At 59.3% G+C, this 3,166-nt stretch carries 2 protein-coding genes; both read right to left on the bottom strand.

Translation table 11 applies throughout. The features are described 5' to 3' along the window. A partial coding sequence (locus ACZRMS_RS26145) for an efflux RND transporter permease subunit (protein WP_463997631.1) occupies positions 1-2,025 on the bottom strand: 2,025 nt, incomplete at its 3' end. Continuing rightward, positions 2,022-3,166, bottom strand: a 1,145-nt coding sequence (locus ACZRMS_RS26140) for an efflux RND transporter periplasmic adaptor subunit (protein WP_463997630.1), incomplete at its 5' end; no start/stop codon positions are given. The genes ACZRMS_RS26145 and ACZRMS_RS26140, both read right to left, overlap by 4 nt.

Genomic DNA, 3,166 nt, shown 5'->3' with positions numbered 1-3,166 from the left:
CGTAGCCAGCATGTCGATACGGTTGCGAATCGGCGGTATCCAGATATTGGTCAGCCCCGGAACTCGCACCACTCGATCCAATTCTTCCACCAGTTTTTCAGGTGTCATACCTTGGCGCCATTGATCGCGTGGTTTGAATTGAATGGTGGTTTCAAACATCTCCAGAGGGGCTGGATCGGTTGCGGTTTCGGCACGCCCTGCTTTACCGAAAACGTGTTCGACTTCAGGCACGGTCTTGATCAGGCGGTCGGTCTGCTGCAGCAGCTGCGCGGCTTTGTGTGCCGACAACCCCGGAAGAGCAGAAGGCATGTAGAGCAGATCGCCTTCGTCCAGCGGTGGCAGAAACTCGCCCCCCAGGCGAGACATTGGCCATAGCGCACTGCAAAATACCAAGAGCGCCACCAGTAGCGTGACCTTGGGACGACGCAGTACTGCATCCAGGGCTGGCTGATAGATTCGAATCAACCATCGGTTCAACGGGTTCTGTTGTTCACTGGGAATTCGACCTCGAATCCAGTAACCCATCAGCACTGGCACCAACGTCACTGACAATCCCGCCGCTGCCGCCATGGCGTAGGTCTTGGTGAAAGCCAACGGGCCGAACAGCCGCCCTTCCTGGGCTTCCAGGGTAAATACCGGAATGAACGACAGGGTGATGATCAACAAGCAGAAGAACAGTGCCGGGCCTACCTCCGCAGCCGCTTCGGTCATCACGTGCCAATGACGCTCGCCCTTCAGTTCCTCCCCAGGGTTGGCCGCGTACCAAGCCTCTATCCTCTTGTGGGCGTTCTCGATCATCACCACGGCGGCATCGACCATGGCGCCGATGGCGATGGCAATCCCGCCCAAGGACATGATGTTGGCGTTGATGCCTTGGTAGCGCATGACGATGAAGGCAATCAACACGCCCACCGGCAGCGAAATAATCGCCACCAGGGATGAGCGCAAGTGCCAGAGGAAGATTCCGCAGACCAGCGCGACGACGATGAACTCTTCGATGAGCTTGTGGCTGAGGTTTTCCACCGCTCGATCGATCAGCTTGCTACGGTCGTAGGTGGTGACGATTTCCACGCCGGCCGGCAAACTGGATTTCAGTTCGTCGAGTTTGGTCTTGACCGCCGCAATGGTCTCGCGAGCGTTCTTGCCACTGCGCAAAATCACCACACCACCAACGGTCTCGCCTTCGCCGTCGAGTTCGGTGATGCCACGTCGCATTTCCGGGCCCAATTGGATGGTGGCGACATCGCCAAGGGTGACCGGCACTCCGGCCGCCCCCAATTTTAGCGGGATCGCCCGAAAGTCATTGAGCGTCTTCAGGTAGCCGGAAGCTCGCACCATGTACTCAGTCTCGGCCATCTCCATCACGGCGCCGCCCGTCTCCTGGTTGGCCTTGCCGATAGCCTCGGTCACCTCCGCCTGTGTGATGCCCAGACTGGCCAACTTGAGTGGGTCAAGCTGCACCTGGTACTGCTTGACCATGCCTCCCACCGTAGCCACTTCAGCAACATTGGGCAGGGTCTTGAGTTCGAACTTGAGGAACCAGTCCTGAAGTGCGCGCAGCTGTGCCAAGTCGTGCCCACCCGTGCGATCCACCAGTGCGTACTGATAGATCCAGCCCACTCCCGTTGCATCCGGCCCCAACGCAGGCTTTGCACTGGCCGGCAATCGGCTTTGTATCTGACTCAGGTACTCCAGCACTCGCGAGCGGGCCCAGTACAAGTCCGTGCCGTCTTCGAACAGCACGTAAACGAAGCTGTCACCGAAGAAGGAATAACCACGTACCGTCTTGGCTCCCGGCACTGAGAGCATGGTGGTGGCCAGCGGATAGGTCACCTGGTTCTCGACAATCTGCGGCGCTTGTCCCGGATAAGGGGTACGGATGATAACTTGCACATCGGAGAGATCCGGCAACGCATCGATCGGGGTGCTCTGTACCGACCAGATGCCCCAGGCAGTGACGAACAGCGTAGCCAGTAGCACCAGAAACCGGTTGGCCACCGACCAACGAATTAGTGCAGCAATCATGGCTGGCTCCCCGACTTGTCCAGGCGCTCGACACGCAAACCATCGTCAGTTTGGCTCACCGCGATTCGAACCTTGTCCCCCGCCTTGAGGCCCTGCATCAGCGCCGGACTGGCGAGAGGAAAAGTCATCGTCATGCCGGGCATGCCCAGCGTCTTGAAAGGGCCATGGGCGATCGTCACGTCTTTGTCGTTGATCTCAACAATCTGCCCATCGGCCTCATGAAAACTGGAGGCTGTTGCGCTGAGTGGTGAGTCTTCCTCGGTACTGGCAACAATGCCCTTGAGGCTGGCTTCCGAGTCGAGCAGAAATTGGCCAGACGTAACCACTTTCTGTCCTTCTGTCAGGCCTTTCACAATCGCCGTCTTGCCATCGCTTTCCTGCCCGAGTTGCACCTCCACCGGGCGATAGCGACCGGCGTCTTCAGCGAGCATCACCAGGGCGCGTCGGCCAGTGCGAATGACTACCTCACTCGGCACCCACAACACACTTTCCCCGGTCGAATGACTCAGGCGCACCTGCGCCGTCAAACCGGGCCTGAGGTGCTCGTCCGGGTTGGGTAGTTCCACCCGCACCCGAAGAGTTCGGCTGTCCGGATTGGTCTCGGGCAAAATCGCGCTGACCTTGCCTCTGAACGTTGTCCCCGGGAAGGCTGGCAGACGCGCTTCGACCGCTTGCCCCACAGTGATGGCTCCGGCATCGGATTCTGGAACGGCCACGGCTAGCCATATACTGCTCAAGCCATTGACCCGTGCCAGAGTCTCGCCCGTCGCCACGGTCATGCCCGTGCGTACGTTCAGCTCTTGCAGCACACCGGCGATGGGACTGGTCAGGGTCAGATACGGTTGAACCTTACCGCTACGTTCAACCTGAGTAATCAGTGCTGCCGGCATCCCTGTGAGTCGCAGGCGCTGACGGGCCGCAACCAACAGATCGGCATCCCCGTTACGCCTCAGGGCCAGAAACTCTGTCTGAGCCGCGGCCCATTCCGGCACCAGAATATCCGCCAGAGCGGCATTGGCTTTGAGCACATCACCTGGAGCAAGGGCATAGACCCGCTCCACAAAGCCGGCGGTACGGGCCTGAATCACCGCGACATCACGCTCGTTGAACGCCAAGACACCTGCCACATCTAGGCTGGAAT

The sequence above is a fragment of the Pseudomonas sp. B424 genome (assembly GCF_055408345.1).
This window is presented reverse-complemented; position numbering and strand designations above follow the sequence as displayed.